Genomic DNA, 26,418 nt, shown 5'->3' on the forward strand with positions numbered 1-26,418 from the left:
CCTTTTTGTTAATTTATTGAGTTATCGGCGTTTTGCCTCAATAACATCATCTAGTTTTGCTAAACGTGCTAAGATTGTACTCAAAATTTGCACATTGTTCAGCTCAATTTCCATATCCATTTTAGCAAGTTGCCTTTTCGTATCTGTACGGCTAGACACCCCCAATACGCTAATTTTTTCGTTCGCCAGTACAGTGGTAATATCACGCAACAAGCCGTGGCGATCACTGGCGATAATGCGAATACTAATGCGGAAACCACTAGCATAGTTTTCGCCCCAAATGGATTCCACCACGCGTTCTGGGTGGCTCGCTTGCAATTCTAAAAACTGTTCGCAATCGCTACGGTGAATAGAAATACCACGCCCCATTGTGATGTAGCCAACAATGTCATCACCCGGAATTGGCTGGCAGCAACGTGCGATGTGATGCATTAAATTGCCTACGCCTTCTACGATCACATAGCCCTTTGACTCATTTTTTTGCGCAGAATTCACCGCACTTTTCTGTGCAACGTGACGTAAAATCTGTTCGTCTGTTTCTTGTGGCGTGGTTTTAATCAGTTTGCTTTGCAAAAAGTTAATCAGCTGATTAAGGCGAATATCGCCACCGCCAATGCCTGCATACAAATCTTCTAAATTTTTCAGATTGTAACGTGGCAAGGCATACTGCTCCACTTGCTTGAGTGCAATGCCTAAACGGGCAATTTCATTTTCCAACAGCTCTTTACCTGCTGGAATATTTTTGTCGCGATCTAATTTCTTAAACCACGCTGCAATTTTGGCGCGCGATTTACTGGTGTTGGTGAAGCCTAAATTCGGATTAAGCCAATCTCGGCTTGGATTTGGCGTTTTTTGCGTGATGATTTCAATTTGATCCCCCATTTGTAGCTGATAAGTAAACGGCACAATGCGTCCGCCCACTTTCGCACCAATGCAACGATGGCCGATCTCACTATGAATAGCATAAGCAAAATCCAACGGAGTTGAGCCTGTTGGCAGGTCTACCACTTCGCCTTTTGGGGTAAACACATAAACTCGATCATCAAACACTTGGCTGCGTAACTCGGCAATCACTTCGCCAGAATCAGTAATATCATCTTGCCACGCTAATAATTTACGCAACCACGCAATTTTATCTTCATAGGCAGAGCGCCCTGTTACGCCCTCTTTATATTTCCAGTGCGCCGCCACGCCAAGCTCAGCATCATCGTGCATTTGTTGGGTGCGAATTTGCACTTCCACAGGCTTACCACCTTTGCCTAACACTACGGTATGAATGGATTGATAACCGTTCGGTTTAGGGTTTGCCACATAATCATCAAATTCTTTCGGCAAATGTTTAAAATGGGTATGTACAATGCCAAGGGCGGAATAACAATCTTGCAGCTTTTGGACGATCACTCGCACTGCACGAACATCATATAAATCACTAAATTCTAAGTGTTTTTTCTGCATTTTTCGCCAAATACTATAAATATGTTTCGGGCGACCATACACTTCCACTTGATCGATATTTTCTTGTAAATAACGGGTGAGATCTGCTACAAAATCCGCAATATATTGCTCACGATCTAAACGACGTTCTTTCAGCAACTTGGCAATCATTCGATACTGTTCAGGGTGCAAATAGCGGAAGCAATAATCTTCCAACTCCCATTTCAATTGCCCAATTCCTAAACGATTGGCAAGAGGCGCATAAATATTGGCACATTCTTTTGCCGCCAACACTTTCTCTTCTTCCGAACAGTAATTATCTGCATCGCGTAAAAAGGCAATGCGTTCAGCCAGTTTAATAATCACGCAACGGAAATCGTCCACCATCGCCAACAGCATACGGCGTACATTATCCACTTGCAGGGAATTGGCAGAATGGCTCGCGTTTAACTGGCGAATGTTATCCATTTCCAGCACGCCCTTCACCAGCTTGCTAATCGCTGTGCCAAAATCTTCGCTAATTTGCTCCAGCGCAACGATATTATGGCTCACCACAGGATAAATCATTGCCGTGATAAGGCTTTCACTATCCATATTCAGGCTGTGCAAAATTTCCACCATTTCCACCCCTGACAATAGCGAACAGTGCAGCTGCGGATTTTCCACCGTGTTTTGGTGCTGCTGGATTTTATCTTGCGAATAATGCCAAGCCAGCACCAACTTCTCTGCCAGCTCAGAAGAAAGCCCTAAGCTTTCGCTCCATTGCTCAATCACAAAATCTTTCGGGTTAAGTAGGTGTGAGCCTCGAACAGCAACCATAACGCCTTCCTATTTATTTCCGTTCAAAGAGAGTAATGCTCTCCAAATGCCCCGTATTCGGGAACATATCGATCATTGCCACTTGTGTTAATTGATAGCCTGCTTGCAACAACATTTGTGCATCACGCACGAGCGTTGCGGGATTACAAGATACATACAGCACTTTTTCTGCCTGTAACTGACTCAAAAATGGCATTGCAAACAGCGCCCCCGTGCGTGGGGGATCGAGCAAAATTTTGCTAAATGCTTGGCTTGCCCATTGTTGTTCAGCAAAAGATTGTGCCAGATCGCCTTGATAAAATTGGACATTTTCACAGCCATTTCGTTCCGCATTTTGTGTCGCTTTCTGCACCATTTCCGCCACGCCTTCTACGCCCACCACTTGCTTGACTTGACGGCTTATGGGCAAGGTAAAATTGCCCATTCCACAGAACAAATCCAGCACCTGATCTTGTGCATTTAACTCTAGCCAATCTAGTGCAGTATCAATCATTGCTTGATTGAGTTGCGGATTAATCTGAATAAAATCACGCACATCAAAATGCAGCCGTTGCCCATTGTTCAATTCATAATAAGGGCTTTCGCCATAAAGTTGCTGGATTTGCAGATCATCTTGCACAAATAGCATCAAACGCTCTTGGCGAGCAAACTCAAGTAACAAAGTGCGGTCGTTTTCTGCCAAATTTTTTTGATGACGTAGCAATAATGCCACACCATTATCCGCGCGCACCAGTTCAATATGGCCTAAATTTTTCGGGTTAGACCAGTTTTGCAAAAGTGCGGTGATTTTTGGCAACAAATGATTGAGTGGCGTTTCGATCACAAGGCAAGACTGCACTGGCTCAATATTTTGCGAATTTTTTTGCCGAAAGCCAATGCGCAGCCCCTGCTTTTTATCCCAATTTATACTTAAACGTAAACGGCGGCGATAATGCCATTGGCTACCCACAATCCGAGGCATTAAGGTGATAGGTTCAGCTTGCAATTTTGTTAAACGCTGAAATAATGCACGCTCTTTTACTTCCCGTTGCATTGCCAAGGGAATATGCTGAGTTTGGCAACCACCACATTTTTCATAATGAGCACAAGCAGACTGCACACGCTGTGAGCTAGTTTGCAACCATTTTTTCGCAACCCCTTTACCATATTGACGCTTTTCTTCCAACACCGCCACCTGCACTTTTTCATCAGGCAGTGCATTCTCAATAAACCACGTTTTACCTTGCATCTTCGCCACGCCTAGCCCTTGATAATCTAAATCTTGCACTTGCGCAGTAAAAGTGCGGTGGTTTTTTTCCACTTTTTTCGGGGAGTAAAGTAATGCCATAGGTTATTTCTGATACAAAATATGTTGGGTGAATAATTCTCGACTCTTCAAAGATTTACCACCTAAATAAGGTTTCAAAGCAATACGAATAAAGCGTTTCGCCGCTTGCAACACCGCCTGATCGCGAAACTCTCGCCGCTCAAACGCCAGCAGTTCTCTGCCATAAAAAGTAAGATTATCCTTAATTAAAGACGCAATAAAGCCTTTTTCTTCGCGGTAACGATAGGTCATATTTTCATCGACAGGCTCACCTGAACCGGCACAATGGCAAAAATCAATGCCATAGCCCATTGCTGTAAGCAATTGAAATTCAAAGGTTCGTAGACTTGGCTCGATTGACTCAGGGACACTCGCCAAGCCTGTAATACACTTTAGATAATCTTGGAAAATCTCAGGATAAGGGGTCTCAAGAGCCAGCAAACGCATTAGCAATTCATTCACATAAAAACCACTATAAAGCGCTGTGGGCTGCATTGGCAAGGTGAGAGATGCTGCTTCCGCTTTGGTCAAGGTTTTCAGCTCACCCTTTCCAGTCCAACGCAGAAGCAACGGCGTAAACGGCTGCAAAATGCTTTTCCACGCTGAACGTTTTGTTCTCGCCCCTTTCGCGATCACCGTCAAACGCCCCGTTTCTTCCGTAAACAAATCCACCAATAAACTCGTTTCACTATACGCCCTGCGATGCAAAACAAAGCCCCGCTGCCAATTTTCGATAACCGTATCCTTAGCTAATTATTCGTTGAAGTGGGGATATTTTAACAGATTTTTTGAAGAGTTAGGGGGAAAAGTGCGGTGGGATTTTTTGGTGTTTTTTGCAAAATAAAAATGTTATTTATAAAAATAACAAAAAACACCTTGACGAATAATCATACAGGAATATAATGCAAATTAACTTTGTAATTTCAACAAGGAACAAAATGAAACTACAAGATCTTGTACGATTTGAAATCGGTACGCCGCTTTCTCGGCTAAATGAACAAGCTGGCAGCCCTTGCTACTCATTATATGATCAAGCGGATTTGCAAGCGGATTTTGAAACGCGAACAGAATCAACGCAAGGGAAGCAAATTTGTACGCCAGACACTCCTACGCTGCTGCAAGAAGATGATGTCATTTTTAGCTTAATCTCAGGCACGGCAGTCCAAGTCTGTCAGGCGCGTGCTGGTTATGCGTTTTCTCACAACTATGCTCGCCTGTGTCCATCAAAAGAACTTGATAAGAGCTTTTTGGTTTATTTACTGAATAATGATGCTGATATAAAACGGCAGTTAGTCGCCAGTTTGCAAGGATCTATTGTAATGAAATATAGCCTTAACCAATTAAAAAACTTGCAACTTTCGCCACTTCCTACATTGTCTGTGCAACAGGCTATCGGGCAAGTTGATCGTCTGCAACGCCGTATCACAATGCTTAAAAAACGGGTGGCAGATAATGAAGCACAACTTACCGCATACTTACTGAATAATTTTCAAAAACAATGCAAACCTAACATCAAGAATTAAGGAATGATTATGCCTAACCATAAATACGAATCCGAGTTTGAACAATCCCTTATTGAATATCTTTCCACAGGAAACATTACCACCGCTGATCACTTGCAAGGCTTAAGCCATTATTTAGATTTCCCCAGAAAAACAAGAATTTGGGAATATCTTCCTGACGTGAAAACAACAGAACAACTTTGGGATAATTTTAAAGGTATTTTAGAACGTTTGAATAGGCAATCATTAAAATTGCCGTTAAGCGAAAATGAATTTAATCAAGTAAAAACTAAACTGGCGGAGCAAACTCGCACACCGTTTGACGCGGGTAAATTTCTTTATGGAACCAATGGCGTTTCACAAATCGAGATCGATTTAGACGATGGTCGCCACGTTTTTTTAACCGTTTTTGATCAAAAACAAGTTGGAGCTGGCAACACGGTTTATCAAATTGTGAATCAAATTGAACGCCCTGCTGTTATCCCTGGTAAACAAAATCGTCGTTTTGATGTAACTTTGCTGATCAATGGATTGCCCATTATTCAATTAGAGCTAAAAGCAGATGCGCATTCCGCTGATGAATCGCTCAATCAAATGGAGCAATATATCAAAGAGCAACAATACCAAGGGATTTTTTCTACGGTACAAATCTTGGTTGGAATGACGCCACATAATGCAAGATATATGGCAAACACCACGGCAGATTATTTTAATAAGGATTTTTCCTTTGCTTGGCAAAAACGTAGTGATAACAGTATTGTGCGTTCTTGGAAAGACTTTGCAGACTCAATGCTATCTATCCCAATGGCACACCAAATGGCAACTAATTATATGATTTTAGACGGTACGCCGAATAAAACAATGCTGAAAGTAATGCGTCCTTACCAAGTTTATGCCACGCAGGCGGTCATTGAAGGGATCAATAAAGCCGATTTTGAAATGGGGGATAAAAAAATTGGCTATATTTGGCATACCACAGGCTCGGGAAAAACCATCACCAGTTTCAAAACGGCTTGGCTAGCAAGCCGTTTACCAAAAGTAAACAAGGTGGTTTTTGTTGTTGATCGTATCGCGTTAACTAAACAAACCTTTGAAAACTACCGCGCTTATGATCCTGACAACAATGATGATGTCGGATCGATTCTTGATACCAATAACACCCGAGATTTACGCAAAAAACTCAAAAGCAATGCAAATGGCATTATTATTACCAGTGTACAAAAGCTTGGCAAGCTAGCGAAAAGCCGTGATTTTACCGCCCCCAATAAAAATATCGTTTTTATTGTTGATGAAGCTCACCGCTCCACAGCAGGGGAACAGTTTCAACTCATTAAAGATAAATTCAAGCATAGTGTTTGGGTAGGATATACTGGCACCCCAATGTTTGATGGAAAAACCACAAAAGAAATTTTTGGTGAATTATTACACGCGTACACGATTAAAGAAGCCATTGCCGATCGCAACGTGCTAGGCTTTAAAGTGGATTTCAAAAGTACCGTAGATATTCGCGAACTACTTAAACAAAAATACCCAGATTGGTCGGAAGAGAAAATTAATGCTGAGCTTGAAGCGATGCGTAAAGAAGAATTTGATGAAGCCAAATTCTTAGATAACGATAACAAAAGCACGATCACCAAAGGCGAAAAAGTGGAACGCACGCTCACCCGCAATTTTTATGATGAAAGTGATGAACATATCCGCCTTGTGGTTGCTGATATTTTTAAAAATTGGCGTAACCGTTCCAATGATTTCAAATATAACGCCATGTTCACCACTCACGTCAGTGGCACGGGCGCTAGCACACCACTTGCTTCAAGATACTATCGAGAATTCCAACGTGTAAACAAAGAGCGGTCGGAAAAAGGTGAGTTTACCTTAAAAGTTGCCTTAACTTATAGCCTTAATACAGAAAACAGCGATGGAATGGCACAAACAAATCAAGCCTTACACGATGCAATCAATGACTACAATGCAATCTTTGGCACAAACTGGGGTTTAAATACAATTCCAGAATATTTTGATGATCTCAGCTCACGCTTAAATAAAACCGTTTATGATCGAAATTATCTTGATCTGGTCATCGTTGTCGATCAACTACTCACCGGCTTTGATGCACCAGGGCTTAACACGCTCTATGTCGATCGTATCCTAAAAGGTGCTGGGCTAGTGCAAGCCTATTCACGCACCAACCGAATCGCAGACCTGCAAGAAAAACCTTGGGGACAAGTGGTGAACTACCGCTGGCCTGTACAAAATGAACGCCTAATGAATGAAGCACTCGCCGCATACGCAAACAAAGATTCGGCCAATAAAGTGGAAGAACCCACACCTATCTATGGCGGTGATGATCCAACTCCGCCTTGGCTAGTTAAGCCTTTCAATCAACAGTTAGAAGAAGTCAAAAAGGTTGTCCAAAAACTTGCTAAATGTACAAAAAACCCAAGCGACGAACCATTTATGCAACTTCCACCTAGCGAAAAAGCGAAAGAAGAAATGCTAGGACAGCTACGCGAGTTTAATGCTGGCATTACCAAATTAAAACAATATCCTGCTGAGCAAATTGACGGTCATCTTGCAGGGTTTGACTACGACAATCCAGATGCATTGATTGAAGCACTTGGAATGACTCCAAGCCAATATGAAATGCTCACCACCGTGCTTGCAGGAGAATTAAAACACCATTTAGCCAAGAAAAAGGATATTCCAATCTCCCAAATTGAGCTGCGAATGACACACATTAAGGACATCAAAGTTGATTATGATTATCTCACCGAATTAGTGAATCAACTTATTGCCCAAGTACAAGCGGGTGAAACTGAAGCAGCAGAAAAAACGGAAGAAAAAATCCAACAATTTGCCAACGGTATGGAAGATACTTCTTATGCTGAACAAATTCGCCGCGCAATTCAAGCCATTATGGCTGGCGAGTATCCAGCAGATTCAAGCCAAAAATGGAAAAATATCAGCGTTGCCGAGCTTTCCCACACCATCAGCGCTGCAAGCAATATCAGCATTGATCGCAAATTATTAGATTTCCGCAATAAATGGGGCATTACCGATATCATCAATAATGCTCAAATCCGCAATCTTATTGCGAACCATCGCTATGGCGAAAAAGATTTGGACGATGATAAAAAACTCACCAATATCATCACAGAAGGCAGCAAAAATTACACCGCACTTGCCACCGATGCACACACACAACAATTAACCAACATCAAATACCGCACCGCATTACGTGAAGCGTTTTATCAGTTGGCTGATGGGTTGGTGCAGGATTAGAACAAGGAGTTTCAAATGAATAATATCCAAACTTTACAAACTTTGTTTGAACAAGCCGTACAAAAAATTGATTCAGAGAATATTGAATTCTGGTTCGCTCGCGATTTACAAACGCTTTTGGGGTATGAACGCTGGGAGAATTTTAAAACAGCTATCAATCGGGCAGTAGAAGCCTGTAAAAATGCAGGAAATAATCCCATGGATCATTTTCGTGGCGTCACGAAAATGATCGAGATAGGAAAGGGAGGTAAGCGTGAAATTGAAGATCTTATGCTAACTCGCTACGCCTGTTATCTTATTGCTCAAAATGGTGATCCTCGCAAGCCAGAAATCGCTTTTGCGCAAAGTTATTTTGCTGTTCAAACACGCAAGCAAGAGCTTATTGAACAAAGAATGCAAGTACAATCTCGTTTAGAAGCACGAGAGCGATTAAAAACGTCAGAAAAAATACTTTCACAAAATATTTATGAACGTGGTGTTGATGAAAAAGGGTTTGGGCGCATCCGTTCTCATGGCGATCATGCATTATTTGGTTATACCACTCAACAAATGAAAGAACGCTATGGTATCACAAAAACTCGCCCTCTTGCGGATTTTCTACCAACACTAACCATTGCTGCTAAAAATTTAGCAACAGAAATGACAAACCACAATACACAGCAAGCCAATTTACAAGGTGAAAAAGCCATTACAGAAGAGCATATACAAAACAACAGAACCATACGCAATATGCTGGGTGAACGAGGGATTCAGCCTGAAAATCTTCCTCCTGAAGAAGACTTGAAGAAAATAGAACGACAAGTTAAAGCAGAAGAAAAGAAGCTGGCGAGTAAAACAGGCAAGTTACCAAATAAATAAAATTGGAATCATAGTATGACGAATAAACACCCCAAAACCCTACAAATTTTCCTGCCGACCGGTGAGCCGCAGGGGATTCGTATCATAGAAGAAAGCACGTCGATTATGCGTGTGATTGAAGTACCACGCCGTGATTTAGCCACATTTTTAAAAATGGAAGAATCCGCCCAAGTGGGAGTGTATTTTCTCATCGGTGGTGCGGATAATGATGAAGTCTATATCGGGCAATCTGGCGAGGTAGGGAAACGCATTGAACGGCACCATATCGAAGATAAAAAAGATTGGTCGCGTGCGTTGGTGCTGATTTCTCTCACACAAAATCTCACTCAAACTCACGCTCTGTATTTGGAATGGCTTGCTATTGAAAAAGCCAAATCCTGCCAGCGTTTTAGCCTTTCTAATGGTAATAAAGGGCAGAAAACGCACACCCCGCCACCATTGAAAGCAGCTTGTGAAACAATGTTTGAAATTGCGGATTTATTGCTTTCCACTTTGGGTTACCCAATTTTTGAGCCATTACGCAAAGCACAATCAGAAACCAAAAAAGAAATGCTTTTCTACTGTCCACGCAATGGCATACAAGCTCAAGCAATTTATACTCAAGATGGTATGATCGTATTGAAAGGCTCAAATTTCCCCTATATTGAGAAATCAAATGCCCCCAACTATCGTCTGAGAACTATTGCACAATGTGATGAACTGATTGAAAAAGGCATACTCACCTTAGACAAAGAGCGGTGCTTTTTTAGCAAAGATTTTCGCTTTAATAGCCCAAGCACCGCAGCATCTTTACTGATCTTAGGCAATGCCAATGGCTGGACGGAATTTAAAACCGCAGAAGGCAAAACCTTAAAAGAAATTTATGCAAGTGAAACGGAAGCCCTAAATGAATAATCCAATTATCATCTACAACACCGAGGACGGCAAAACCAAAGTCTCGCTTTATACCCAAGATGGTACGGTGTGGCTGAATCAAAATCAATTGGCGGAACTTTTTGCCACCTCAGTAAGCAATATCAATAAACATATTGCTAACATATTGAAAGAGGGAGAATTATCAGAAAATTCAGTTATTGAGTATTTCTCAATAACTGCCGCTGATGGCAAAAATTATAATGTGGCATTTTATCGCTTAGAAATGATTTTGGCGATTGGGTTTCGGGTGCGGAGTAAACGGGGAACGCAGTTTCGTCAATGGGCAAATACCCAGCTTGCTGAGTTAATGAAAAAAGGCTTTGTAATGGATGATGAACGCCTGAAAAACCCTGACGGTCGTCCTGATTATTTTGATGAACTCTTGGAGCGAGTGCGAGACATTCGTGCCAGTGAAAAGCGTTTTTACCAAAAAGTGCGGGAACTTTTCGCTCTTTCTAGCGATTATGATGGCAGCGACAAAGCCACGCAAATGTTTTTTGCTGAAACACAAAATAAACTGATTTACGCCGTTACTCAGCAAACCGCAGCGGAACTCATTGTGAACCGAGCCGATGCCAATGCCCCCAATATGGCACTGACCAGCTGGCAAGGCAGCAAAGTACGTAAACAAGATATTTTCACGGCAAAAAATTACCTAAGTGCCGATGAAATCGACAGTTTAAATCGTCTTGTAGTGATTTTTTTGGAAAGTGCCGAGCTACGCGTGAAAAATCGCCAAGATCTCACCTTAGATTATTGGCGTAATAATGTAGATGCGTTGCTCACCTTTAATGATAAACCTCTGCTCAAAACAGCAGGTAAAATTACTCACAAACAAATGGAGGAAAAAGTGCGGTCAATTTATGACGAATTTTCACAAAAACGTAAACAAGCAGAGGCATTGCAAGCCGATAAGGAGGATGAAAATGACAGTTTTGTGCAGATTACAACGCAAATTAAGGAGCTAACACAATGAGCAATATACCAAAATTAAGATTTCCCGAATTCACGGACGCTTGGGAAAAGTGCAAGCTGGAAAGTCTGGGCAAAATTTTGACAGGCAATACACCAAAAACAAAAGAAAAAGAGAATTGGACTATAGAGGGGGAGGGATATATTTGGATTACACCAACAGATATAGATGGTTTATTAACTTCAAAATCAGCCCGAAATCTAACAGAAACGGGCTGGAAAAAATCTAGACAATTACCCCCAAATTCAGTGCTAATTACAAGCATTGCATCTATTGGTAAAAATACAATAAATACTGTTCCAGCAGCATTTAATCAACAAATTAATGCCATTATTCCTGAAAATAATGACGCTTATTTCATACTTTCAGCAATGGTTAATTGTGAGCAGGATTTTGCAGAATTGGCTGGGCAAACAGCTGTTCCAATTATTAATAAGACAACATTTTCAGAATTTGAAATTTTTACTCCCACCCTCCCCGAACAACAAAAAATCGGCGCGCTTTTCAGACGGCTGGATCGCCTTATTACTCTTCATAAGCGTAAGTGGGACGATGTAATTTTGCTAAAAAAAGCGTTTTTGCAAAAAATGTTCCCGAAAAATGGATCAGATTTTCCAGAAATTCGTTTTTCTGAATTTACTGACGCTTGGGAAAAGTGCAAGTTCAAAAATTTCTTTAATAAATCTATTTCTAACAATACGCTATCAAGAAGTCAATTAACTTTGAAAGAGGGAATGATACATAATATTCATTATGGCGATATATTGATTAAATATGGTTCAATAGTTGATTTGAATAATGATAAAGACATAATTCCCTATATTTCTAATGCAGGAGAAGATGATTATGTAGGTAAATTTCTAAGAAATGGTGATATTGTGATTGCTGATACTGCTGAAGATAATAGCGTTGGCAAAGCCATAGAAATCATAAACTTAGACAATAAGCCTATTGTTGCAGGTTTACATACTATGGCATTTAGATCACAAACTCGCATAGCCCCTTATTTTATGGGATATTATTTGAACTCCAATTCTTATCGTTCACAGCTTAGGAAATTATTTCAAGGCATTAAAGTCCTATCTATTAGTAAATCAAATATATCAGAGACTTTCATATCATATCCCAGTAATAAAAGCGAACAACAAAAAATCGGTAATCTGTTTAAACAGCTAGATCGGCTTATTACTCTTCATAAGCGACAGCACGAGCATTATCAGCTTTTGAAAAAAGCCTTATTACAGCAAATGTTTGTTTAAGTTTTAAGTTAAATAATTTATTTTACGGAGTTTTTATGACAACTATCTCAAATATCACCAACCAAATTTGGGCAATGGCAAATGACTTACGCGGCAATATGGATGCCTCAGAATATAAAAATTATATTTTAGGTTTTATTTTCTACCGCTATCTTTCTGAACATCAAGAAGCTTATTTGCTTGAGAATGGGATTATTACGCCCAAATCACACCAAAGTGCCAATGACGCCTATTTCGAAGCCGTACAACAAGATGGCTTAGAAGATTATTTAAATGATATTGCAAACACCTTGGGTTATGCCATTGCACCTGCGGATACTTGGGCCACGTTAATCCAAAAAATTGAGCAAAATCAGATTGTTCCAAGTGATTATCAGGCACTTATTGATAATTTTAATCGCAATAGTGAAATTAACCCTGAAGCACAAAAAGATTTCCGCGGCATATTTAGTGATCTTAATTTAAGTGATTCTCGCCTTGGCACTAACACTAATGACCGCACCAAAGCGTTAGATAAAGTAGTGCGGTTGGTTAATGAAGTGCAGTACAAAGACGATAACGGCAGAGATATTTTAGGCGAAATTTATGAAGAACTGATCGGCAAATTCGCTGCAAATGCGGGCAAAAAAGGTGGTGAGTTTTACACCCCTCACGCCGTCAGCCAAATTCTCGCTAGAATTGTCACTCAAGATGCCAAAACAGACGATGTGTTCACGGTTTACGACCCAACTTGTGGCTCGGGTTCTTTATTGCTTACTGTAGGAAATGCCTTACCAAATGGCAAAAAAGAGGGCGCAATCAAGTATTACGGACAAGAACTTTCCACCACTACTTACAACTTGGCAAGAATGAACTTAATGATGCACGGCGTCAGTTTTGCCAATATGACATTATCTAACGCCAATACGCTAGAATCCGACTGGCCAGACGGCTTAGATAAAGACGGCATCGACCACCCACGCAGCTTTGATGCGGTGGTCGCCAACCCTCCTTATTCTACCAACTGGGATAACGCTGAGCGTAAATTAAAAGATCCCCGTTTTTCCGAATACGGCAAACTTGCACCAAAATCTAAAGCGGATTTTGCCTTTATTTTACACAGTCTGTACCACTTAAAAAACAATGGCACAATGGCAATCGTATTACCACACGGCGTATTATTCCGCGGCGCAGCAGAAGGACATATTCGCAAGATATTGCTTGAGAAAAACTATATTGATGCGGTCATTGGTTTACCGGCAAATTTATTTTTTAGGGCAGCTATCCCAACTTGTATTTTAGTGTTCAAAAAAGACCGCATTTCTCGCGATATTTTATTTATTGATGCCAGCCAACACTTTGAGAAAGGCAAAAATCAAAACCATCTCAGCGAACAGCACATTAACGCTATTGTAGAGGCTTATCAAAAACGCGAAAATATTGAGAAATTCGCCCAACTTGCCACCCTAGAAGAAGTGCAAGCCAATGAATACAATCTCAATATTCCTCGCTATGTAGATACTTTTGAGGCTGAAGAAGAAATCGATCTTGATGAAGTGCTTGCCAAAATTGCTGAAGATAAAGCAGAAATTGCTCAACTTGAAGCCGAAATCAACGAGCAGTTAAATATTCTTGGGGTCAAATCAATACTTTAATTGATTGATTTATAAATAGAATTTTCGTTTTCATTATTATTTAAAAGCCATTTAGCCAATTATTCTAAATGGCTTTTTTATCACCCAAAATCCTTACGCTTGGGAAAAGTGCAAGCTGGAAAGTCTGGGCAAAATTTTGACAGGCAATACACCAAAAACAAAAGAAAAAGAGAATTGGACTATAGAGGGGGAGGGATATATTTGGATTACACCAACAGATATAGATGGTTTATTAACTTCAAAATCAGCCCGAAATCTAACAGAAACGGGCTGGAAAAAATCTAGACAATTACCCCCAAATTCAGTGCTAATTACAAGCATTGCATCTATTGGTAAAAATACAATAAATACTGTTCCAGCAGCATTTAATCAACAAATTAATGCCATTATTCCTGAAAATAATGACGCTTATTTCATACTTTCAGCAATGGTTAATTGTGAGCAGGATTTTGCAGAATTGGCTGGGCAAACAGCTGTTCCAATTATTAATAAGACAACATTTTCAGAATTTGAAATTTTTACTCCCACCCTCCCCGAACAACAAAAAATCGGCGCGCTTTTCAGACGGCTGGATCGCCTTATTACTCTTCATAAGTGATAGCCATTAGAAAAAGTATAATAAAAACAAAGTGAAAATCTTGCAAAATAGAAAAAATCGCTGAATAGTTCTCACGTTGTATTGTGTGATTTTCAACCTAATAATACGGAGGACATCTCTATGCGATTAACTAATCAAGAGCTTTTTCATCGTTATTTCAAACGTTGGATTCGCATCTATAAAGAGGGGGCAATTCGCCCTGTTACGCTAGCTAAATATAAAATGACGCATACTTGGCTTATTCGCCTCGCGCCAAGGCTCAGGTTATGTGATTTGAATCGCATTAGCTATCAACAACTTTTAAATGATTATGCAAGTAGCCATGAGCGGCAAACTGTGATGGATTTTCATCATCAAATTAAAGGGGCAATTTTAGATGCGGTTGATGAAGGATTAGTTATTCGTGATCCTACACGTAAAGCAATTATTAAAGGCAAAATTCCACGCGAGAAAAAACCGAAATATCTCAGCCAATATGAATTACAAACCCTTATTCATCAGCTTAATTTAAGTGAAAAATTAAGTTTTGACTGGCTGATTTTATTGATTGCCAAAACAGGATTGCGTTTTTCAGAAGCCCTTGCGGTTACCCCAAAAGATTTTGATTTTGCACGACAAACATTAACCATAAATAAAACCTGGGATTATAAAAATGACGGCGGATTTTTGCCCACTAAAAATCGATCTTCTATTCGCAAGGTTCAGTTAGATTGGCAAACAATTATTCAATTTGCACAATTAATTCGTCATTGCCCTGAAAATATTCCTATTTTTCTGCCGAATCAGGAAAAAGTTTATAATTCCACGATTAATGATCTCATTGCACGTTATTGTAAAAAGGCGGCAATCCCAATTATTACGGTGCACGGGCTCCGCCACACCCACGCCTCACTGCTGTTATTTGCAGGGGTGTCCATTGCTAGCGTTGCTCGCCGCTTAGGACACGCCAGCATTACCACCACACAAAAAACCTATTTGCATATTATTCACGAATTGGAAAATAAAGATGTGGATATTGTAATGCGATCATTATCAAATCTAAATATTACTTAACTTATAGAAAATAAAGGATTTTTCACCGCTCTTTAGAGCGGTGATTTTATCCACTCTCGCTTATGAAGAGTAATAAGACGATCTAGCTGTTTAAATAGATTGCCGATTTTTTGTTGTTCGGGAAGAGTGGGGATAGAAATTTCTTGCTCCATCATTTTTGTTTTTGAGATGTTATACCGAGAAATACCTTGAGCTAACAAAATTATTTTTGCTCTAATACTTGGGGAACGTAAATAAAAAGCAAAAAAGTATGGATCAAAGATTTTTACTGGGCGATACCCAAAACAAAAACTGTTCAAATAAACATTCTCAGTATTTTCAAGCCATATCGAAGACATTCCAACTTCTTCTGGAGTCTCTGATGATGTTGTAAAAAATACATCTCCAAATTTAACTTCATTTTGCCTACTATCAATTTCAATTCGATCTACTCCACTAGATGAAGCAATTGGATTACCAAAAACATTCATATAAGTAATGAATTTTGCTTGTCCATGACCGAAATCTTCTTTTGTCTTACCTGATAATCCTGTGTAAGTTTTTCCTACTTCCCCCAACTTGCACTTTTCCCAAGCGTAAAAATTATTTTTGGTACAGCTACGCCAAAAATCTCACAAAAAACGACCGCACTTTTGTAAAAACAATCACCGCCTATCACCTCAATTTCTGATATGATAGACAAACCTTAATTAACAGTAAGAAAAAATGCGAGTACCAAGAATTTATCACCCCGTTTCTTTGTTAGGGCAGACTCAATGTGAATTAACGGAAGAAGCGGCAAATCACGTTGGGCGGGTGTTGCGGATGCTGGTGGGGGAACGCCTTGAATTATTTGATGGTAGCAACCATATTTACCCGTCGGTGATTACGCAAGTGAGCAAAAAAGCAGTGGGTGTGGAGATTTTAGATCGTCAGTTTGATGATCGCGAAAGTCCGCTGCACATTCATCTTGGGCAAGTGATGTCCCGTGGTGAGAAAATGGAATTTACTATTCAAAAATCTGTTGAGCTTGGGGTGAAAGTGATCACGCCGTTGTGGTCGGAACGCTGTGGGGTGAAGCTTGATGCGGAACGTATGGCGAAAAAAATTCAGCAATGGCAGAAAATTGCGATTTCCGCTTGTGAGCAGTGCGGACGAAACGTGATCCCAGAAATCCGTCCAATGATGAAATTAGAAGAATGGTGTGCGGAGCAAGACGGTATGTTAAAGCTGAATTTGCACCCACGCGCGAAATATTCCATTCGCACCTTGCCTACAATGCCGCCTGAAGGGGTACGCTTGCTAATTGGTTCAGAAGGTGGCTTGTCGCCGCAAGAAATTGCGCAAACGGAGCAACAAGGCTTCACCGAAGTGTTGCTTGGCAAGCGTGTGTTACGCACAGAAACCGCCGCATTAAGCGCAATCACCGCATTACAGGTTTGTTTTGGGGATTTAGCCTAACCCCTTGAATTTAGGAAAGAAAATATGCAATTACAAAACCATTTTTTAATCGCGATGCCTCATTTGGAAGACGATCATTTTTATCGTTCCGTGGTGTATATTTGCGAGCATAATGAGCAAGGTGCAATGGGATTAGTGCTCACTCAACCAACGGATTTAAGCATTGCCGAACTGTCGATAAAAATGAATTTTATGATGGCAGATAATCGCCGTTATCCCAATGAATTAGTGCTAGCTGGCGGCCCAACAAATTTAGAACGTGGCTTTATTCTACACACAGCGGATCAAGATCGCTTTTTAAATAGTACTAAAGTAGCTGATAATTTATGGCTTACAACTTCACCTGATGTTATTGATACTTTTGGTACACCTATTCAACCAGAAAAGTATCTTGTCGCACTCGGCTGTGCAAGTTGGTCAGCTAAACAGTTAGAAACTGAAATTGCTTATAATGATTGGCTTATTGTGCCAGCTAATCAACATATTTTATTTGATGTTCCGCCTTTAGAGCGCTGGTCTGCCGCTAATCAATTATTAGGTATTGAGCAACATAATTTTACTTATCAAATGGGGCATAGTTAATGACAATCACCGCCCTTGCTTTTGACTTTGGTACGAAAAGTATCGGCTGTGCAATTGGGCAGAGCATTACTGGGTCGGCTCAACCGTTGCCTGCATTTAAAGCACAAGATGGCATTCCCAATTGGGCGGCTGTCGAAAAATGCTTAAAAGAATGGAAACCTAACATTGTAGTGGTAGGCTTGCCATTAAATATGGACGGTACAGAACAACCCCTAACCCAACGTGCGAAAAAATTCGCCAATCGCTTACACGGACGCTTTGGTGTAACCGTTACTTTACAAGATGAACGTCTAACTACCACAGAAGCACGCGCAGAAATTTTCCAACGCGGAGGCTTTAAAGCCTTAGAAAAAGGCAAAGTGGATAGCATTTCTGCCTGCATTATTTTAGAAAGCTGGTTCGAAAGCCCTACGGAAAATTTTAGTCCTTAAAAGGAATAAAAATGCGGTAATTTTTTACCGCACTTTTCTCACTTCGCCATTTTCTTTAGCTGATACAAATAGGCTAAAGCTTGCTTTGGACTCATTTCATCAGGATCAAGATCTTCAATCATCTGCCAAAGTGCATCTTTATGCTCATTTTCTTCCATTAACAACAGTTCGCCTTGCCCTTGCTGTTGCATTGCTTCTGCATTTAACTGATTGTTTTGTTGGGAGAATTTTTCTAACTGCGCCAGTTTTTGTTTAGCGAGTTTAATCACCGATTGCGGAACGCCAGCCAGTGCCGCCACTGCCAAGCCGTAACTTTTACTTGCCGCGCCTTCTTGCACCGCGTGCATAAAGGCGATGGTGTCGTTATGTTCCACTGCATCTAAATGCACATTGGCAATGCCTTTCAACTGCTCAGGCAAGACGGTCAGCTCAAAATAATGGGTGGCAAATAAGGTGAGTGAGCGAACTTTTTGTGCAAGCCATTCTGCACAAGCCCACGCAAGGGAAAGTCCGTCATAGGTGGACGTGCCGCGTCCAATTTCATCAATAAGCACTAAGCTGTTTGCCGTGGCTTGATGTAAAATGTTCGCCATTTCCGTCATTTCCACCATAAAAGTTGAACGCCCCGAGGCAAGATCATCTGATGCACCAATACGCGTAAAAATACGATCAATAGGGCCAATCACTGCACGTTCTGCTGGCACAAAAGATCCCATATAGGCCATTAGCGTGATCAATGCAGTTTGACGCATATAGGTGCTTTTTCCTCCCATATTCGGGCCTGTTATAATCAATAAATGGCGATTGGCACTCAGTTTCACTGGGTTGGCAATAAACGGATTTTTGGACACCTGTTCCACCACAGGGTGGCGGCCATTTTCAATATCCACACCAATTTCATCACTAAAGGTTGGCGCAACATAGTTCAGGCTTTCTGCCCTTTCTGCCAAATTGGTTAGCACATCTAATTCTGCCAAAGCAAGGCTTGCCAGCTGTAATGCGCCTAAGTGCGGTAATAATTCATCGAAAATTTCTTCATAAAGTTGCTTTTCCAGTGCAAGTGCCGCACCTTTGGCTTTCAGCACTTTATCTTCATAGGTTTTTAATTCAGGAATAATATAACGTTCCGCATTTTTTAGGGTTTGGCGGCGAACATAATGAATAGGTGCTTTGTGCGCTTGTCCTTGCGGGATCTGAATATAATAGCCGTGTACCGCATTAAAGCCAATTTTTAGACTATCAATGCCTGTACTTTCTCTCTCTCGTTGCTCTAGCTCTTCCAAATAACGGGTTGCACCGTCCGAAAGGGAACGCCATTCATCAAGCTCTGCGTTAAAGCCTTCTGCAATCACACCACCATCACGAATCAACAAAGGCGGATTTTCAATAATCGCACGTTCCAATAAATCTAATTGTGCTGAAAAGTCAGCAATTTGTTGAGAAAATGCGGTAAATTGCGGACAAATTTGTTGATTAAGATAATGTTGAATCGCAGGAATTTGTGCGAGTGCCGTGCGTAAACGGGTAAGATCGCGCGGACGCGCTGAACGCAGTGCCACGCGCGCTAAAATGCGTTCCATATCCCCCACTTGTTGCAAGTGCGATTGAAATTCTGCCACTAAATCTTGCTGCAAAATTTGACTGATAGTTTGTTGGCGTAAGGTTAATTTTTCACGATCGCGAATCGGTTGGTGAATCCAGCGTTTCAGCAAACGGCTTCCCATTGGAGTAACGCATTTATCCAACACGGAAGAAAGGGTATGCTCTGTGCCACCCGCTAGATTTTGGGTGAGTTCTAAATTTCGTCTTGTTGCAGCATCTAATTGAATATTCTGATTATTTTGCAACAAACTAATGCTTTGAATATGGGGCAACGCGGTACGCTGAGTTTCCTTTGCATATTGCAACAAACAACCTGCGGCACAAAGTCCAAGTAGGGCTTTTTCCACCCCAAAGGCGCGCAAATCTTGTGTACCGAATTGACGGTTAAGTTGTTCAATGGCAGTTTTTAATTCAAATTCCCAAATGGGACGGCGGCGTAAGCCCTTTGCATTTTCAATTAAATAACGATCTTCAAAATCTTCACAATAAAGCAATTCCACAGGCTGAATACGCTGTAATTCCGCTTGCAAACTCTCTTTGCTGGCAGGCTCACTCAATTGAAAACGCCCCGATGCCATATCTAAAGTCGCTAAGCCAAATTTATCTTTTTCCTGATAAACAGCGGCAATCAAATTATCCTGACGTTCGGGCAGTAACGCTTCATCACTGATTGTTCCGGGGGTAACAATGCGCACAATTTGGCGTTCCACCGGCCCTTTTGCCGTGGCTGGATCGCCCACCTGCTCACAAATCGCCACACTCTCACCAAGCTGAACTAATTTCGCTAAATAGCCTTCCACTGCGTGATACGGCACGCCCGCCATCGGAATGGGTTGCCCTGCCGACTGGCCACGTTTGGTCAAGGAAATATCTAGCAATGCTGCCGCTTTTTTTGCATCATCATAAAATAATTCGTAAAAATCTCCCATTCGATAAAACAGTAAAATCTCAGGATTTTCTGCTTTCAATCGAAGGTACTGCTGCATCATTGGAGTGTGTTGGTTATTTGGATTATCTAAGTTCATTATATTGCCTAAATTAATCTTGAATACTGCCTATCTTACTCGTATTTTTACAGAACAAAAATAGCGTTGTATGGACAACGCTATTTCTTACATTTTAGTGCGGTAAGAATTTTTTACATTTTTACTCGCGACTACAGAGTTTTTGCTAATTTTTTAATAAATGTAGCAAATTCATCGCCGAGTTTAGGGTGTCTAATACCATATTCGACAAAGGCTTGCATATAGCCTAATTTATCCCCACAATCGAAATTGCCGCCAGTTTGGTAAAAGGCTTCAACGGTTTCTTTTTCGATTAACATATCAATGGCATCAGTGAGCTGAATTTCATCGCCCACGCCAACTGGCGTTTTTGCCAATAGATCCCAAATGCTTGCGGAGAACACATAGCGCCCTACCACAGCAAGATTAGACGGTGCATCTTCCACGGCCGGTTTTTCTACGATGCGTTTAATCTTCGCGCTTTTACCTGGGTTGAACTGCACGCCTTCACAATCGACAATACCATAACTACTGATATCTTGCTCAGAAACCGGCTCAACCAAGATTTGGCTAGCATGGGTTTCTTTAAAGCGTTTGATCATTGCTGCTAGGTTTTCTTTCCGCTGATCGGCACTAAAATCCGTAAGTAGCACATCAGGTAACACCACCGCAAAAGGGGCATCCCCCACCAATGGTCGAGCGCATAATACTGCGTGTCCTAAGCCTTTGGCATTACCTTGACGAACGTGCATAATGGTAACATCTTTCGGGCAAATAGAACGCACTTCTTCTAATAATTGGCGTTTTACCCGTTTTTCCAGCATTGTTTCCAATTCAAAAGAAGTATCAAAATGGTTCTCAATGGCATTTTTGGAAGAGTGTGTAACCAATACGATTTCTTTCACGCCCGCAGCCACACATTCACTCACTACATATTGAATTAAAGGCTTATCTACCAGTGTGAGCATTTCTTTTGGAATCGCTTTGGTTGCAGGGAGCATTCTTGTACCTAATCCTGCCACAGGAATAACCACTTTCATTTGATATCCTTCTATGTAATTAAAATTATTTAATAATCTTACTGCACTTTATCGCTTTTATCTAATGTCGTTAAAACAGCAAGAAAATGGCTATCTGATGATAGCCTAAAAAAGAATACACCGCACTTTATGATCCTTAAAGTGCGGTGTTTTTTTACTAAGTTATTGACGTAATAATGCCAAAATTTCTTCGGTTTTTTCCGTCATTAACGCTTTATCACCTCGCGTTTCAAGGTTTAAGCGTACCACCGGTTCGGTGTTTGAGGTACGCAAATTGAAACGCCAATTTGGATATTCAATACTGATACCATCAATTTCATCTACTGAAATAGCCTCTTTCTCATAGGCTGCGCGAACTCGAGCAATGGCTGCCTTGGCATCGGTTAATTTACTATTAATTTCACCTGGAGATGGGAAAGTATTAATACTTTCATTCACTAATTCCCCTAATGATTTACCTGTGGTGCAAACTAATTCCATCACTAATAACCAAGGGATCATACCGCTATCACAATAGAAGAAATCACGGAAGTAGTGATGTGCACTCATCTCGCCACCATAGATAGCATCAACCGCACGCATTTTTTCTTTAATGAAAGAGTGACCAGATTTCGACATCACTGCCTCACCGCCATTTTCTTCCACCAATTTAACGGTGTTCCAAATTAGACGCGGATCATAAATGATTTTCGCCCCTTTATTTTTTTGCAAGAAGGCTTGACCAAGTAATCCTACGATATAGTAACCTTCGATAAAACCTGCATTTTCATCAAATAAGAAACAGCGGTCAAAATCACCGTCAAAGGCAATGCCCATATCCGCTTTGTGCTCAAGCACGGCATCAATGGTATCTTGGCGATTTTCGTGTAAGATTGGGTTTGGAATCCCATTTGGGAATGTACCGTCCGGATTGTTATGCACTTTAATAAATTCCACCGGCACGCGTTTTGCTCGGAATTGTGCTTCAATAGCATCAATAACGTGCCCTGCTGCACCATTTCCTGAATTAATCACCAATTTCATTGGTTTTAAATTATCTAAATTGATATAAGATAATAAATGTTCAACGTAATCACCTAATACAGAAAGTTGTTTATATTCCCCACGCTGAGTAACAGCTGGAAAATTGTTTTCCTCTGCCAAGCGTTGAATATCTGCTAAACCAGTATCGGCACTAATTGGACGTGAACCTTCACGCACCAATTTTAAGCCATTGTAATCCATCGGATTATGGCTTGCTGTTACTTCAATTCCACCATCGGCTTTAAGAAAAGAAGTGGCGAAATAAACTTCCTCAGTACCCGTTTCACCCAAATCAATCACGTTTACCCCAGAGTCTAATAGACCGTTGGTAACCGCACTTTTCAATTCTTTACTGGTTAAACGCACATCACCACCGACAACAATGGTTTTAGGCTTTAAAAACTGCCCAAAAGCACGACCAATGCGATAAACAATATCCACATTAAGCTCATCACCTAAGCGACCACGAATATCATATGCTTTGAAGCAAGTTAACTTACTCATAACTTTCCACCTTTTTCTAATTACTAAGTCAATTAAGATCAAGATGATGCATCATCTTGTTTTTTCATACGTTGGTAAATTTCTTCTCGATAGACAGACACTTCTTTAGGGGCAGTTACCCCCACTTTAATCTGATTACCACGAACACTTAATATCGTAATAGAAATCTCGTCACCAATGAGTAAGCTTTCGCCAACTTTTCTGGTTAAGATTAGCATACAACCTCCCCATTTTTATCCGACATCTCATCGCTGATTCTTTTTCATTAATGAAATTAAGATACCATTTGCTTCATTTTACTCCATTCGCCCAAACAACGTGATGACTAAAATTCAAAGTTGTGAGCTATGGCACAAAATTTTTATTATAAATGGGCGTTTAACCAATCTAAGCAAGCAGAAATAGCCATTTTTACATTTTCAGGTTGTGAGCCCCCCGCCATTGCCATATCAGGACGACCACCGCCTTTTCCGCCTACTTGCTGAGCCATCAGATTAACAAGTTCACCCGCTTTAACTTTTGCGGTTAAATCAGCAGTAACACCCACCACTAAATTTACTTTACCTTCAAATACAGAAACAAACGCAATTACCGCAGATCCAAGTTGATTTTTCAAATCATCAACCATCACACGTAGCGATTTTGTTTCCACACCGTCAAGTTGTTGTAACACCACAGAAACACCGTTAATTTTCACCGCACTTTTTGCCATATCCGATCCAGCTTGCATCGCCGCTTTCTCTTTGAGTTGTTGCAATTCTTTTTCCGCTTTCTTCGCTTTATCTTGTAATTGTTGGATTTTATCCGTCAACGAAGAAACATCAGATTTTAATAAATCAGCACTCTGATTTAGCACACCAAGCTGCTGGTGAAGCCAATTAATGGCGGTTTCACCTGTTACCGCCTCAATACGGCGAATGCCCGCTGCAATGGCACTTTCACTGATAATTTTGAATAACCCAATCTCACCAGTATATTGCGCGTGAATTCCACCACAAAGCTCAATCGAAAAATCACCCATTGTGAGAACACGCACTTGTTCGGCGTATTTTTCGCCAAATAAGGCCATCGCCCCTTTTGCTTTAGCGGCATCTAAATCCATAACTTCAGTTTGAATAGAATAATTAGCACGCACTTGTTGGTTCACTAATTTTTCCACTTCAAATAGTTGTGCTTTAGAAATGGCTTCAGGTTGTGCAAAGTCAAAACGCAATAAATTGTCTGATACCAATGAGCCTTTTTGCGCAACGTGCTTGCCTAACACTTGTCGTAATGCGGCGTGTAACAAATGCGTTGCACTGTGGTTTAAGGAAATTTGTTTACGGCGCGCTACATCAACAACAGCATTCACTGATTGCCCAACGCTTAACGAGCCTGCTGCAAGTACACCAATATGCCCAAATACTTGACCATATTTTTGCGTGTCGGTAACGTTAAACAACACGTTTTGCCCTTCTAAACGTCCTGTATCACCTACTTGACCACCAGACTCCGCATAAAACGGGGTATTTTCCAAAATTACCACCGCACTTTGCCCTGCACTAATTTGTTCTACTGGTTTTCCCTCATAGAAAAGTGCGGTGATTTTTGCAATACTTTCTGACTCGCTATAGCCTTCAAATGCGGTTGAGCCGTCCACACGAATGACGTTGTTATAATCCATACCAAACTGGCTGGCTGATTGTGCGCGTTGGCGTTGTGCGTCCATTTCACGCTCAAAGCCGGTTTCATCGATGGTAATATCACGTTCACGGCATACATCAGCAGTAAGATCGAGTGGGAAACCAAAGGTATCATAAAGTTTGAATGCCACTTCGCCAGAAAGTACGCCGTCTTTCACTTGGCTTAAGGCTTCATCTAATAACGCCAAGCCACGCTCTAAGGTGCGAGCAAATTGTTCTTCTTCTAAACGTAAGATTTTTTCGATATGCGCTTGGTTTGCTTTGATCTCTTGACCTGCTTCCGCCATCACTTCTGCAAGGGTTGGCACAAGTTTGTAGAAAAAGGCTTCTTTTGCACCAAGTAAATGTCCGTGGCGTACCGCACGGCGGATAATACGGCGCAACACATAACCACGCCCTTCGTTAGAAGGTAACACGCCATCTGCGATCAAATAGGCACACGAACGAATGTGATCAGCAATGACACGCAAGGATTTATTGCCTAAATCTTTCTCGCCAGTTAATTCTGCCGCTTTTGCGATAAGTGTTTTAAAAATATCAATATCATAGTTAGAATTAACGTGCTGTAACACAGCGGTAATACGCTCTAAGCCCATTCCCGTATCCACAGACGGTTTTGGTAATTTTTCCATTGTGCCGTCTGCTTGGCGGTTGAATTGCATAAATACGATATTCCAGATCTCAATGTAGCGATCGCCATCTTCTTCAGGTGAGCCCGGTGGGCCGCCCCAAATATGATCACCGTGATCGTAGAAAATCTCGGTACAAGGGCCGCACGGGCCTGTATCCCCCATTTGCCAGAAGTTATCTGACGCATAAGGTGCGCCTTTATTATCTCCAATACGAATAATACGTTCTGCGGGTACGCCAACTTGTTTATGCCAAATATCATAGGCTTCATCATCGGTTTCATACACGGTTACCCAAAGTTTCTCTTTTGGTAACCCTAACCACGCATCTGATGTGAGATATTCCCACGCAAAATGAATCGCATCTTGTTTAAAATAATCACCAAAACTGAAATTACCTAGCATTTCAAAGAAGGTGTGATGACGTGCGGTATAACCTACGTTTTCTAAATCGTTATGTTTTCCGCCTGCACGCACACAGCGTTGTGCGGTTGTAGCACGGCTATAAGAACGCTTGTCTAAGCCAAGAAAAACATCTTTAAATTGGTTCATTCCTGCATTAGTAAACAATAATGTCGGATCATTTTCTGGGACAAGAGAACTGCTTGCGACAACTTGGTGTCCTTTACTATGGAAAAAATCAAGAAAGGATTTTCTAATTTCTGCGGTTGTTTTCATTAAATTCGCCTTATTCTATCTTCATTAAATTCGTAGTGAATTATGCTATTTTGGCACATTTTTTGTAATTTAGAAAAAACATTTTTCAATCCTAAAAATAAAAAAATCTGCATTTTTATGATGAAATCATTCATCGTCAAAATACAGATTGCAATTTAAAATAGTGTAAA

20 protein-coding genes and 1 pseudogene are annotated in these 26,418 nt (G+C 40.9%); 12 read left to right on the forward strand and 9 right to left on the reverse strand.

Annotation, left to right across the window (positions count from 1 at the left end; translation table 11 throughout):
- Positions 1-21 precede the first annotated feature (21 nt).
- From relA to recO, 3 genes are read right to left on the reverse strand one after another with little or no spacing between them, the layout of a single operon-like run.
- Positions 22-2,253: a GTP diphosphokinase gene (gene relA, locus L5B71_RS07640; protein ID WP_265757817.1), complete on the reverse strand. Its 2,232-nt coding sequence runs from the start codon at positions 2,251-2,253 to the stop codon at positions 22-24.
- A gap of 13 nt (positions 2,254-2,266) precedes the next feature.
- Entirely contained in the window at positions 2,267-3,580 is a 1,314-nt protein-coding gene (rlmD, locus tag L5B71_RS07645; protein WP_265757818.1) for a 23S rRNA (uracil(1939)-C(5))-methyltransferase RlmD, read from the reverse strand.
- A gap of 3 nt (positions 3,581-3,583) precedes the next feature.
- A complete protein-coding gene (gene recO, locus L5B71_RS07650) occupies positions 3,584-4,294 on the reverse strand; it encodes a DNA repair protein RecO (RefSeq protein ID WP_265758342.1) in 711 nt (236 codons plus the stop codon).
- Between the two features lie 203 nt (positions 4,295-4,497).
- On the opposite strand from recO, the gene L5B71_RS07655 reads away from it, so the two are divergent.
- The 9 genes from L5B71_RS07655 (at position 4,498) to L5B71_RS07695 (ending at position 15,633) form a co-directional block, all read left to right on the forward strand.
- On the forward strand, positions 4,498-5,082 hold the full coding sequence (locus L5B71_RS07655; RefSeq protein ID WP_265757819.1) for a restriction endonuclease subunit S: 585 nt from the start codon (positions 4,498-4,500) through the stop codon (positions 5,080-5,082).
- Between the two features lie 9 nt (positions 5,083-5,091).
- Positions 5,092-8,343, forward strand: a complete 3,252-nt coding sequence (locus L5B71_RS07660) for a type I restriction endonuclease subunit R (protein ID WP_265757820.1) — start codon at positions 5,092-5,094, stop codon at positions 8,341-8,343.
- Positions 8,344-8,358: 15 nt separating this feature from the next.
- The gene (gene dinD / locus L5B71_RS07665) at positions 8,359-9,201 is read left to right on the forward strand and encodes a DNA damage-inducible protein D (protein WP_265757821.1); all 843 of its coding nucleotides are present in this window, start codon (positions 8,359-8,361) and stop codon (positions 9,199-9,201) included.
- Between the two features lie 15 nt (positions 9,202-9,216).
- Complete coding sequence (locus L5B71_RS07670) at positions 9,217-10,095, forward strand: GIY-YIG nuclease family protein (protein ID WP_265757822.1); 879 nt, start codon at positions 9,217-9,219, stop codon at positions 10,093-10,095.
- Positions 10,088-11,092 carry a virulence RhuM family protein gene (locus L5B71_RS07675; protein ID WP_265757823.1) on the forward strand — a complete coding sequence of 335 codons (1,005 nt, stop codon included), beginning with the start codon at positions 10,088-10,090 and terminating at the stop codon, positions 11,090-11,092. The genes L5B71_RS07670 and L5B71_RS07675 overlap by 8 nt, the downstream gene beginning before the upstream one ends.
- Positions 11,089-12,348: a restriction endonuclease subunit S gene (locus tag L5B71_RS07680; protein ID WP_265757824.1), complete on the forward strand. Its 1,260-nt coding sequence runs from the start codon at positions 11,089-11,091 to the stop codon at positions 12,346-12,348. Before L5B71_RS07675 ends, L5B71_RS07680 begins: the two co-directional genes overlap by 4 nt.
- A 35-nt stretch (positions 12,349-12,383) precedes the next feature.
- Positions 12,384-13,982 carry a type I restriction-modification system subunit M gene (locus L5B71_RS07685; protein WP_265757825.1) on the forward strand — a complete coding sequence of 533 codons (1,599 nt, stop codon included), beginning with the start codon at positions 12,384-12,386 and terminating at the stop codon, positions 13,980-13,982.
- Positions 13,983-14,061: 79 nt separating this feature from the next.
- Positions 14,062-14,580 (forward strand): restriction endonuclease subunit S, encoded by a 519-nt coding sequence (locus tag L5B71_RS07690; RefSeq protein ID WP_265758343.1) that lies wholly within the window; start codon positions 14,062-14,064, stop codon positions 14,578-14,580.
- A gap of 120 nt (positions 14,581-14,700) precedes the next feature.
- Positions 14,701-15,633 carry a site-specific integrase gene (locus L5B71_RS07695; RefSeq protein WP_094933668.1) on the forward strand — a complete coding sequence of 311 codons (933 nt, stop codon included), beginning with the start codon at positions 14,701-14,703 and terminating at the stop codon, positions 15,631-15,633.
- Positions 15,634-15,665: 32 nt separating this feature from the next.
- Here the strand turns inward: L5B71_RS07695 and L5B71_RS07700 are convergent.
- Positions 15,666-16,193: pseudogene (locus L5B71_RS07700) on the reverse strand (restriction endonuclease subunit S); the annotation flags it as partial.
- A 145-nt stretch (positions 16,194-16,338) separates the two neighbouring features.
- Between L5B71_RS07700 and rsmE the strand changes: the two are divergent.
- From rsmE to ruvX, 3 genes are read left to right on the forward strand one after another with little or no spacing between them, the layout of a single operon-like run.
- Positions 16,339-17,073: a 16S rRNA (uracil(1498)-N(3))-methyltransferase gene (gene rsmE, locus L5B71_RS07705; RefSeq protein WP_265757827.1), complete on the forward strand. Its 735-nt coding sequence runs from the start codon at positions 16,339-16,341 to the stop codon at positions 17,071-17,073.
- Between the two features lie 24 nt (positions 17,074-17,097).
- Complete coding sequence (locus L5B71_RS07710; protein ID WP_265757828.1) at positions 17,098-17,655, forward strand: YqgE/AlgH family protein; 558 nt, start codon at positions 17,098-17,100, stop codon at positions 17,653-17,655.
- A complete protein-coding gene (ruvX, locus tag L5B71_RS07715) occupies positions 17,655-18,086 on the forward strand; it encodes a Holliday junction resolvase RuvX (protein WP_265757829.1) in 432 nt (143 codons plus the stop codon). The genes L5B71_RS07710 and ruvX overlap by 1 nt, the downstream gene beginning before the upstream one ends.
- Positions 18,087-18,124: 38 nt before the next feature.
- Here the strand turns inward: ruvX and mutS are convergent, their stop codons facing one another.
- The 5 genes from mutS to alaS all read right to left on the reverse strand — a co-directional run bounded on the left by mutS (position 18,125) and on the right by alaS (position 26,248).
- On the reverse strand, positions 18,125-20,713 hold the full coding sequence (gene mutS, locus L5B71_RS07720) for a DNA mismatch repair protein MutS (RefSeq protein ID WP_265757830.1): 2,589 nt from the start codon (positions 20,711-20,713) through the stop codon (positions 18,125-18,127).
- A gap of 131 nt (positions 20,714-20,844) precedes the next feature.
- Positions 20,845-21,732 carry a UTP--glucose-1-phosphate uridylyltransferase GalU gene (gene galU, locus L5B71_RS07725; RefSeq protein WP_265757831.1) on the reverse strand — a complete coding sequence of 296 codons (888 nt, stop codon included), beginning with the start codon at positions 21,730-21,732 and terminating at the stop codon, positions 20,845-20,847.
- 162 nt (positions 21,733-21,894) lie between these two features.
- On the reverse strand, positions 21,895-23,259 hold the full coding sequence (locus L5B71_RS07730; RefSeq protein ID WP_265757832.1) for a phosphomannomutase CpsG: 1,365 nt from the start codon (positions 23,257-23,259) through the stop codon (positions 21,895-21,897).
- A 38-nt stretch (positions 23,260-23,297) separates the two neighbouring features.
- On the reverse strand, positions 23,298-23,477 hold the full coding sequence (gene csrA / locus L5B71_RS07735) for a carbon storage regulator CsrA (protein ID WP_265757833.1): 180 nt from the start codon (positions 23,475-23,477) through the stop codon (positions 23,298-23,300).
- Positions 23,478-23,623: 146 nt separating this feature from the next.
- On the reverse strand, positions 23,624-26,248 hold the full coding sequence (gene alaS / locus L5B71_RS07740) for an alanine--tRNA ligase (RefSeq protein WP_265757834.1): 2,625 nt from the start codon (positions 26,246-26,248) through the stop codon (positions 23,624-23,626).
- Positions 26,249-26,418 lie beyond the last annotated feature (170 nt).

Source organism: Avibacterium sp. 21-586 (assembly GCF_026226775.1).
Lineage (GTDB): Bacteria > Pseudomonadota > Gammaproteobacteria > Enterobacterales > Pasteurellaceae > Avibacterium.

Excerpts from the sequence above, each read along its gene's own strand:
- relA (WP_265757817.1), bottom strand. The coding sequence starts at position 2,253 with ATGGTTGCTGTTCGAGGCTCACACCTACTTAACCCGAAAGATTTTGTG.
- rlmD (WP_265757818.1), bottom strand. The coding sequence starts at position 3,580 with ATGGCATTACTTTACTCCCCGAAAAAAGTGGAAAAAAACCACCGCACT.
- L5B71_RS07655 (WP_265757819.1), top strand. The coding sequence starts at position 4,498 with ATGAAACTACAAGATCTTGTACGATTTGAAATCGGTACGCCGCTTTCT.
- L5B71_RS07660 (WP_265757820.1), top strand. The coding sequence starts at position 5,092 with ATGCCTAACCATAAATACGAATCCGAGTTTGAACAATCCCTTATTGAA.
- dinD (WP_265757821.1), top strand. The coding sequence starts at position 8,359 with ATGAATAATATCCAAACTTTACAAACTTTGTTTGAACAAGCCGTACAA.
- L5B71_RS07670 (WP_265757822.1), top strand. The coding sequence starts at position 9,217 with ATGACGAATAAACACCCCAAAACCCTACAAATTTTCCTGCCGACCGGT.
- L5B71_RS07675 (WP_265757823.1), top strand. The coding sequence starts at position 10,088 with ATGAATAATCCAATTATCATCTACAACACCGAGGACGGCAAAACCAAA.
- L5B71_RS07680 (WP_265757824.1), top strand. The coding sequence starts at position 11,089 with ATGAGCAATATACCAAAATTAAGATTTCCCGAATTCACGGACGCTTGG.
- L5B71_RS07685 (WP_265757825.1), top strand. The coding sequence starts at position 12,384 with ATGACAACTATCTCAAATATCACCAACCAAATTTGGGCAATGGCAAAT.
- L5B71_RS07695 (WP_094933668.1), top strand. The coding sequence starts at position 14,701 with ATGCGATTAACTAATCAAGAGCTTTTTCATCGTTATTTCAAACGTTGG.
- rsmE (WP_265757827.1), top strand. The coding sequence starts at position 16,339 with ATGCGAGTACCAAGAATTTATCACCCCGTTTCTTTGTTAGGGCAGACT.
- L5B71_RS07710 (WP_265757828.1), top strand. The coding sequence starts at position 17,098 with ATGCAATTACAAAACCATTTTTTAATCGCGATGCCTCATTTGGAAGAC.
- ruvX (WP_265757829.1), top strand. The coding sequence starts at position 17,655 with ATGACAATCACCGCCCTTGCTTTTGACTTTGGTACGAAAAGTATCGGC.
- mutS (WP_265757830.1), bottom strand. The coding sequence starts at position 20,713 with ATGAACTTAGATAATCCAAATAACCAACACACTCCAATGATGCAGCAG.
- galU (WP_265757831.1), bottom strand. The coding sequence starts at position 21,732 with ATGAAAGTGGTTATTCCTGTGGCAGGATTAGGTACAAGAATGCTCCCT.
- L5B71_RS07730 (WP_265757832.1), bottom strand. The coding sequence starts at position 23,259 with ATGAGTAAGTTAACTTGCTTCAAAGCATATGATATTCGTGGTCGCTTA.
- csrA (WP_265757833.1), bottom strand. The coding sequence starts at position 23,477 with ATGCTAATCTTAACCAGAAAAGTTGGCGAAAGCTTACTCATTGGTGAC.
- alaS (WP_265757834.1), bottom strand. The coding sequence starts at position 26,248 with ATGAAAACAACCGCAGAAATTAGAAAATCCTTTCTTGATTTTTTCCAT.